The sequence below is a fragment of the Kitasatospora sp. NPDC004240 genome (assembly GCF_053603215.1).
This window is the reverse complement of record NZ_JBSGFD010000281.1, coordinates 1-8313: the sequence shown is the minus strand read 5'-3', so window position 1 is coordinate 8313 and position 8313 is coordinate 1. Positions and strand designations below refer to the sequence as shown.

4 protein-coding genes and 1 pseudogene are annotated in these 8313 nt (G+C 75.1%); all 5 read left to right on the top strand.

What is annotated here, in order from left to right; translation table 11 throughout:
* Positions 1-2456 (top strand): DUF6049 family protein (locus ACWEQL_RS38905; protein WP_452155739.1); only part of this gene is annotated, 2456 nt, incomplete at its 5' end.
* Positions 2457-2510: 54 nt separating this feature from the next.
* Complete coding sequence (gene murJ / locus ACWEQL_RS38900; RefSeq protein ID WP_452155737.1) at positions 2511-5012, top strand: murein biosynthesis integral membrane protein MurJ; 2502 nt, start codon at positions 2511-2513, stop codon at positions 5010-5012.
* Positions 5013-5325: 313 nt separating this feature from the next.
* Positions 5326-7197 carry a serine/threonine protein kinase gene (locus tag ACWEQL_RS38895; protein ID WP_452155735.1) on the top strand — a complete coding sequence of 624 codons (1872 nt, stop codon included), beginning with the start codon at positions 5326-5328 and terminating at the stop codon, positions 7195-7197.
* 98 nt (positions 7198-7295) lie between these two features.
* On the top strand, positions 7296-8045 hold the full coding sequence (sigM, locus tag ACWEQL_RS38890; protein WP_452155742.1) for an RNA polymerase sigma factor SigM: 750 nt from the start codon (positions 7296-7298) through the stop codon (positions 8043-8045).
* Positions 8042-8313, top strand: a pseudogene (locus tag ACWEQL_RS38885) (hypothetical protein); the annotation flags it as partial. The gene sigM and the pseudogene ACWEQL_RS38885, both read left to right, overlap by 4 nt.

The following is an 8313-nucleotide window of genomic DNA, read 5'->3' as shown; positions in this document are numbered from 1 at the left end:
GTACATCCGGAGCAGGTCACCGGCGAACAGCGCGGGCCGCGGCGGCCCTGCTGGCCGCGGCGCCGCAGGGGGCCGCCGCCCAGCCGGCCGGGTCCGGGGCCTCGGCGGACTACCCGGTGGTGATGACCATCGAGAGCGTGACCACCGGCGCCAAGCCGGAGGACCCGCCGGTGGCCACCCAGAACGGCGTGGTGACCATCACCGGCCACGTCACCAACGGCGGCCGGACGGTGCTCAAGGGCGCCCACGCGGCGGTCCGCCAGCCCGCCGGGAACCGTCCGCTCACCAACCGCAGCGACCTGTCCTCGGTGGCCGCCCGCGGCAACCCGCTCCCCGCGGACGGCTACGACCTGGAGAGCCCGCAGCACGCGATCGGCGAGCTCGCCCCCGGCCAGACGCAGGAGTTCACCCTCGGCGTCGCGGTCAACGACCTCGGGCTGAACGGCAAGGAGGGCGTGTTCGAGCTCGCCGTCGACGTCTGGGGCGCCACCGCGGACAACCAGCGCGAGCGGTCCCTGGGCATCGCCCGGACCTTCCTGGCGTACAACCCGACGCCGGGTGAGGCGCAGCCGCTGAAGACGGCCACCCTCTGGCCGCTGGTGCACGCGCCGGTGCTCGCCGCCCAGACGCTCTCCGACAACGGCGAGGGCCTGCCGGTGCTGCGCGACGACAGCCTGGCCGGGGAGTTCTCCCCCGGCGGCCGGCTGTACGAGCTGGTGGACATCGGCGCGAAGCTGCCGGGGCTGACCTGGGTGGTCGACCCGGACCTGCTGGACACCGCGTTCGCCATGACCAAGCCCTACCGGGTGCAGAGGCCCGGCACCGAGGGCCTGCCGGCCAAGGACGACAACACCGTCCCGGGCGTCGGCTCGGCGGCCGCGACCGCCTGGCTGGAGAAGCTGCGGACCGCGGTGGCCAAGGCCGGCGTCGAGGTGGTGGCCCTGCCGTACGGCGACCCCGACCTCGCCTCGATCGCGCACAACGGGGCCGACCTGGCCGGGATGGACTCCGCGCTGCTCAAGGCCGGCACGGCGGGCCGCCTCACGGTGGAGGGCCGGCTGTCGGTGGACACCCGCTCCGACGTGGCCTGGCCGTACCAGGGCTTCCTGGACCAGCAGATCGCCGCGATCGCCAAGCGCGGCGGGTCCGGACTGGTGCTGACCGGCGGGGCCAGCCTGCCGGAGTCGGACGGCCTGAAGTACACGCCCAGCGCGGCGCGGCCGATCGGCAACGGGCAGAACGCGGTGGTCGCCGACCCGACCGTCTCCGCGCTGTTCGAGACCGACCTCAACACCGCCCAGGCGCGGACCCTGGCGGAGCAGCGCTTCCTCGCCGAGACCTTCGTCATCTCCCGGCAGGAGCCGCACAACCAGCGCGGCCTGCTGGTGATGCCGCCCCGCGAGCTGACCGTCGACACCGCCAAGGTGCTGGCCAAGTCGCTGCAGGACGCCCAGGCGGGCAAGTGGCTGGAGCAGGTCCGGCTGGACGCCGTGGCGCAGCTGCCGGCCGATCCGCGGGCCAACGGCTGGGTGCCCCCGGCCACCGACTACCCGGCCCAGGCGCGCGCCTCCGAGCTGCCGGCCTCGGCGCTGAGCGGCACCCACCAGATCCAGTACGACCTGGACAAGTTGATGCGGGTGCTGACCCTGCCGCAGCGGGTGCGCGGGCCGTTCAGCGCGGCGATGATCCGCTCGATGTCGACCGAGTGGCGCACCCAGGCCCCGGCCGGGGACGCCTACCGCCAGGGTGTCGCGAAGTACCTGGACGGGCTGGTCACCGCGGTGAAGGTGCCGAGCAAGCGCGAGATCACCTTCCCCGGTGACTCCGGCATCCTGCAGGTGAGCGTCCGCAACGACCTCACCCAGACGGTCACCAACCTCGAACTGCGGCTCACCTCGGTCCAGCCGAACCGGCTCCGGGTCGGCCCGGCCGAGCCGATCGTGCTGCCCGCCTCGCAGAGCGTCACGCTGCGCTTCCCCGCGGAGGCCCACAACAACGGGCCGGTCACCATGATCGCCCAGCTGTGGACCACCGGCCCCGACGCGCGGGCGTACGGCGAGCCGGTCCGGTTCACCGTCGAGGTCACCTCGGTCACCAACGGCGTGCTGTACGTCTTCGGCGGCGGGCTGGTGCTGATCCTGCTGGCGGCGCTGCGCTTCTACCGCCAGCGCAAGCGGGTGGGCGGCGAGCGGGAGGACCCGGACGCGCCGCTCGTCCTGGAGGAGGACGCCCCGGACGGCCCGGACACCGCCGCCGACGACGCTGGCGCCGGCACCGACGCCGGTCCCGGTCCCGGTCCCGGTCCCGGGGATGACGCCTCCCCCGACGGCGGGAACCGGCCGGACGGCGCCGGCGCCGGGGAGCGCCCCGGACGCGCGGGACCTGCGGGGACACCCCGCGACAGGGCCGCCGATGGCCGGGATCGGGCCACCGGTGGTGAGAAGGTTGGTCCTTGACAGCGTTCCCGCCCGACGTCAGGGCGGTCTCCCCCACGACAGCGAAGAGGTGACATGACCGGGCGCAGCGAGGAGCGGCCGCCGGGACGCGGCGAGGGCCGGCCGGGCGCCGAGTCGCCGTCCGGCGACTGGTACGTCGCCGACACCTACGCCCAGGACCCCTACGCGGCCGACGCGTACCAGGGGCCCCGGGACGGCCAGGACCCGTACGGCCTACGCGCCGCCGGACCGGCCGCGCCGCAGCAGCCGGCCGCCGCGTACGACGTGCCGCCGCAGGTGCCGCCGCAGGGGGGTGACATCCCGACGCCGGTGCCGCCGGCGACCTTCTCGCCGCCCGTCCCGCCGGTGCAGCCGGGCTGGGACACCCCGGCGCAGCAGGCCTGGGACGAGGCCGCGCGCCCACCCCGGCAGGAGACGCCGTCCTGGGAACAGCCCGCGCCCGCCGCGGCCGGCGCCGAGTGGGGCGGCGACCGGTCCTGGCAGCCGGGGCCCGCGCACTCCGCCTGGGACACCGAGACCACCGAGTACGTCGGGGTGGACGCGCTGCTCGGCGGCGCCCGCGCCGAGGCGCCCCGGCCGCAGGCCCCGGCCCAGCCGGGTCCCGCCCAGCCCGGCCAGGCCCAGCCCGGCCAGGCGCCGCAGGGGCATCCGCAGCACCCCCTGGGCCACCCGCAGGGCGGGCCCGCCGGGCCGCTGCCGGGCGCGCAGGCCTCCGGCGGGCCGCAGCGCCCGTACGAGCACGGGGGGCAGCGCCCGTTCGTGCCGCCGATCGAGTTCGACCCGCCGCTCTCCGAGGAGGAGGCCACCATGCAGGTGGCCGCGGTCCAGGTGCCGCCCGCGGTGGAGCCGCTGGAGGAGATCGTCGCCGAGGAGCGCGCGGGCACCGCGCCGCCCGCCCCCTCCGGTGGCGGCGGCAAGGTCGCCGGCCTGCTGAACTCCAGCGCGATCATGGCGGCCGGCACCCTGGTCTCCCGGGGCACCGGCTTCCTGCGCACCATGGTGATCGCGACCGCGATCGGCATGGGCGTGATGGGTGACTCGTACAACGCGGCGAACACCCTGCCGACCCTGCTGTACATCCTGATCGGCGGCGGCGCGCTGAACGCGGTCTTCGTGCCGCAGCTGGTCCGCAGCATGAAGAACGACGCGGACGGCGGCGCCGCCTACGCCAACCGGCTGCTCACCCTGGTGATGGTCGGCCTGGCCGGCGTGGTCTTCCTGGCCGTGCTCGGCGCACCGGTGCTGGCCCAGCTGATCGCCCACCCGCTGATGGTGGACCCGGCCAACGCCGACACCACCGTGGCGCTGGCCCGCTACTGCCTGCCGACCATCTTCTTCATGGGCGTGCACGTGGTGATGGGCCAGATCCTCAACGCCCGCGGCCGCTTCGGCGCGATGATGTGGACCCCGGTCCTCAACAACATCGTCGTGATCTTCACCTTCTCCGCCTACATCTGGGTGTACGGCGGCTTCGGGACCACCGAGGTCACGCCCGGGACGATCTCCCCCGAGGGCGTCCGGCTGCTCGGCCTCGGCACCCTGATCGGCCTCGCCGTGCAGGCGCTGGCGATGATCCCGTACCTGCGGGCCGCCGGCTTCTCCTACCGGCCGCGCTTCGACTGGCGCGGGCACGGCCTCGGCAAGGCCGCCCGGCTGGCCAAGTGGACGTTCTTCTTCGTCCTCGCCAACCAGGCCGGCTACCTGGTGATCACCCAGCTGGCCACCTGGGCCGGCAAGACCGCCGAGACCGACGGCCACACCGGCGTCGGCCTCGCCGCCTTCTCCAACGCCCTGCTGATCTGGCAGCTCCCGCAGGCCGTGATCACCGTCTCGATCATGAGCGCGGTGCTCCCCCGGCTCTCCCGGGCCGCCGCCGACGAGGACGCCGGCTCGGTACGCGACGACCTCTCCTACGGTCTGCGCACCACCGCCGTCGCCGTCGTCCCGGCCGCCTTCCTGTTCCTCTCGCTCGGCCCGGCGATCAGCCGCTCGATCTACGCCGTGGGCGGCAACGAGACCGTGCTGGACGCCGCCACCGGCGCCGGCCTGATGCTCTCGGCCTTCGCCCTCGGCCTGATCCCGTACTCGGCGCAGTACGTGATGCTGCGCGGCTTCTACGCCTACGAGGACACCCGGACGCCGTTCTCCAACACCGTCTGGGTGGCCGCCTGCCAGGCCGGCTTCTCGCTGCTCTGCTGGGCGGTGCTGCCCGCCGAATGGGTGGTCACCGGGATCGCCTTCGGCTACGGCGTGGCCTACGCGATCGGCGTGACGGTGGCCGTGCCCAAGCTCAAGAAGCGGATCGGCGGGCTGGACACCAAGCGGATCGGCAAGACCTACACCCGGCTGATCACCGCGAGCGTGCCGGCCGCGGCGGTCGGTCTGGGCCTGAGCCTGCTGATCGGCTCGGCGATCGGCGGCTGGATCGGCAGCGTGCTGGCCGTGGTCCTCGCGGGCGGCGTCCAGCTGGCCGTGTTCACGGTCATCGCGAAGCGGCTGCGGATCGAGGAACTCAACGCCATGCTGGGAATGGTGCGCGGCCGACTGGGCCGCTGAACCGCCGTACCGACCGGTAGCGCCGGTGGACGCCCTGACCGGGCGTCAACCGGACGTACCGGACCTTCCGCCGCGTCACGCGGCGGGCGCCGGGCCGCCGTCGGCTCCCCCGGACTCCCGGGGGCCCCCGATCGCGGCCCGGCGCCGGATCTGCACCACATCTCTCCACCTTCACGCAACCACGAGGACCCCTCAGCGGTCGTACCCGGTGGAGAAGAGTGGGCACAATTGTCCTGTGAGTGCGACGCCCTCCGAGGCCCGCGCTCCAGCGACTCTCTCAGGCCGGGGCGACACAAGGGGAGGCAGGACCACGGTGGCTGATGGCACCAAGGCGGTCGTCGACACGTCGGCAGCTGACGGTTCGGCGGACGAGGCCGCACTGGCCGCGGCGATCGACGAGCTCACGGACGAGGCCGCCGAACTCGCGGACGAGGACACCGGACCGTCCGCCGGCGAGGAGACCTCCGAAATCACCGCGCCGCTCTCCGCCGCCGAGATCGCCGCCGAGCTGCGCGCCGGCGGCGCCCGCAAGGCCGCGGCGAAGGACGGCCCCGCCGAGCGCGGGAAGTCCACCGGGCGCCCCGACGGGTCGCCCGAACCCACGATCGACACCCGCGACACCGGCACCCTGCCCCGCACCCTCCCCGCCCCGCTGCGGCACAGCGGCGACAAGATCGGCAACCGGTACCTGCTGGAAGAGTGCATCTCCCAGACCGAGACCTTCAGCAGCTGGCGGGCCGTCGACGAGAAGCTGCGCCGCGCCGTCGGCATCCACCTCATGGCGGCCGGCCACCAGCGCGCCCGCGCCGTCCTGGCCGCCGCCAAGTCCGCGGCCCTGCTCGGCGACCCCCGCTTCGTGCAGGTGCTGGACGCCGTCCAGGTGGGCGAACTCGTCTACGTGGTCCGGGAGTGGCTGCCGCACGCCTCCGACCTCGCCAAGCTGCTCGCCGACGGCCCCATGGAGCCGCACGAGGCGTACCAGATGGTCCGCCAGGTCACCGACGCCGTCGCGGCCGCCCACAAGCGCGGCCAGGCCCACCTGCGGCTCACCCCGCGCTGCGTGCTGCGCACCGACAGCGGCCAGTACCGGATCAACGGCATCGCGGTGGACGCCGCGCTGCGCGGGCTGCCCGCCGAGGGCGACACCGACGACGCCGAGCGCGCCGACACCCGTGCCATCGGCGCACTGCTGTTCGCCGCGCTCACCCACCGCTGGCCCTTCCCGGAGGACCGCTACGACCTCCGTGGCCTGCCCAAGGACCTCCGCGAGGTCGCGCCGGACCAGGTCCGCGCCGACGTCCACAAGGGCCTGTCCGAGCTGGCCGCCCGCGCCCTGTTCGACCGCCCGCCGCACCACGCCGAGCCGATCACCACGCCCGAGCAGCTCGCCAGGGCCATCGCGCTGATGCCCCGCATCCGCCAGCCCGAGCCCGAGCTGCCCGCCTTCACCGCCCCGCCCCGGCACCACTCGCTGCCCACCGCGCCCACCCCCACCCGGGTGATCGCCACCCCCGGCACCGTCCCCGCCCCCGCCCCGGTCCAGCCGGTGCGGCGCCGCGGCCGGGCGCTGCGCCAGGCCGCCAAGCTCACCGCCTGGACGATCGCCCTCGGCGCGATCGGGGTGGCCTCCTGGCAGCTGGTCGACCAGCTGCGCAACAACGAGCAGCAGACCCCCGTCTCCCAGCCGGAGATCACCCCGGTGCCGACCGTCCAGGCCGTCACCCGCACCCCGGTGCCGATCCCGGTCGAGGCCGCGATCTCCTACAACCCCGGCGGCAACTCGCCGTCCACGCACCTCCTCAAGACCGTCTACGACGGCGACGCCGGCACCGCCTGGAGCACCTACGGCTACGACGAACAGCTCGCCCCCGGCGGCTTCAAGGCGGGCACCGGACTGCTCATCGACCTCGGCAGCGTGCAGTCGGTCAGCACGGTGAACGTCCAGTTCATCGGCGCCACCACGGCCGAGCTGCGGATGCCGAACGCCCAGGTGGCCGCCAACCCGGCCCAGGCCCAGCCCAACTCCTTCACCGTGCTCGACAAGGCCAGCGGCAGCACGGTGAACTTCACCCTCGACGCCCCGAAGACCACCCGCTACCTGCTGATCTGGCTGACCTCCCTGCCGAAGGACCCCACGGACTCCAAGTACCGGGGTGCCATCGCCGAGGTCAAGGTCGCGGGCTGACCGGCCGGCCGCACGTGGCACAGGAACAGCCCGGCCCGGCCGGGCCCGCCGGGGCGCCCGGGCCGCCGACGCCTCCCGGGGCGGCCGAGGACGCCGCTCTGCTGGCCCGGCACGTCGCCGGTGACCGGGAGGCCTTCGGCCTGCTCGTCGACCGCCACCGGGACCGGCTCTGGGCGGTCGCCCTGCGCACCCTGGGCGACCGCGAGGAGGCCGCCGACGCCCTCCAGGACGCCATGGTCTCCGCCTTCCGGGGCGCCCACTCCTTCCAGGGCCGCTCGGCGGTCACCACCTGGCTGCACCGGATCGTGGTCAACGCCTGCCTGGACCGCGCCCGCCGCACCGCCACCCGGCGCACCGGACCGCTCGACGACGACCCCCGGCGCCTGGACGCCCTGCTGGGCAGCGCCGAGCCGGCCGACCGGCCGGTGGTCCGCGCCGAGCTCACCCGGGAGCTGACCGCCGCCCTCGCCGAGCTGCCCGCCGAGCAGCGGGCCGCGCTGGTCCTGGTCGACATGCAGGGCTACCCGGTCGCCGAGGCCGCCGAACTGCTCGGGGTGCCGGTCGGCACGGTGAAGAGCCGCTGCGCCCGCGGCCGGGCCCGGCTGCTGCCGCTGGTCCGGCACCTGCGCGAGGACGGGCCCGCCCCGGACGGCGGGGCGCCGGGCGACGGCGTCCGGGGCGGAGCCGTTCGGGGTGGCGGTCCGCGCGACGACGTTTCACGTGAAACATCCGCCGGCCGGCCCGCGGCCGCGCCACCCCGGGGGAACCCACCGGGGCCGCGTACCGTCACAGGGACGGACCAGGACACCGCCCGGCCGATTCTGGAAGGAGACGCGAGCGCACGATGACGGCATCCCTCTCCCCCTCCTTCCCCGCCGGATCGCACCCCGACGTCGACGAACTCGCCGACCTCGCCGAAGGCCTGGTGGAGGACGCGGCCACCGCCGACGCCCTCCAGCGGCACCTGGCCGGCTGCGCGGACTGCCGCGGGACCACCGACGCCCTCGGCGAGGTGCGGGCCCTGCTCGGCGCGGCCGAGACGCCCCCGATGCCCCAGGACGTCGCCGCCCGCCTCGACGCGACGCTCGCCGCCGAGGCGGAGGCCGCCTTCGGGCC

What these genes read in the sequence shown, in the direction of transcription:
- murJ (WP_452155737.1), top strand. Translation starts at nt 2,511, where the DNA reads ATGACCGGGCGCAGCGAGGAGCGGCCGCCGGGACGCGGCGAGGGCCGG.